This window comes from Enterococcus sp. C46 (genome assembly GCF_040887565.1).
Lineage (GTDB): Bacteria > Bacillota > Bacilli > Lactobacillales > Enterococcaceae > Enterococcus_B > Enterococcus_B lactis.
The window spans coordinates 1-277 of the sequence record NZ_JBFOGA010000042.1 but is presented as its reverse complement, the minus strand read 5'-3'; the positions used below and the strand labels follow the sequence as shown (position 1 = coordinate 277).

2 tRNA genes are annotated in these 277 nt (G+C 43.0%); both read right to left on the bottom strand.

The window, feature by feature from the left end:
- Window positions 1–58: 58 nt before the first annotated feature.
- Window positions 59–143, bottom strand: a tRNA-Leu gene (locus AB3I27_RS14055).
- 20 nt (window positions 144–163) lie between these two features.
- Window positions 164–234: transfer RNA gene (locus AB3I27_RS14050), tRNA-Cys, on the bottom strand.
- Window positions 235–277: the final 43 nt, after the last annotated feature.

Genomic DNA, 277 nt, shown 5'->3' with positions numbered 1-277 from the left:
CATAAAAGATGTTATTTAATTTCTCAATAAAAAACTAAGATGAAGACATCTTAGTCAATACCGGCGGCCGGGGTCGAACCGGCACGCCCTCAACGGGCACTGGATTTTGAGTCCAGCGCGTCTGCCAATTCCGCCACGCCGGCAAGTTGATTTATTAGTACTAAGGCGGTAACCGGATTTGAACCGGTGATGAAGGTTTTGCAGACCTCTGCCTTACCACTTGGCTATACCGCCATTATACTATTATCAATCTATAAAATAAAGAATAAATTATAGA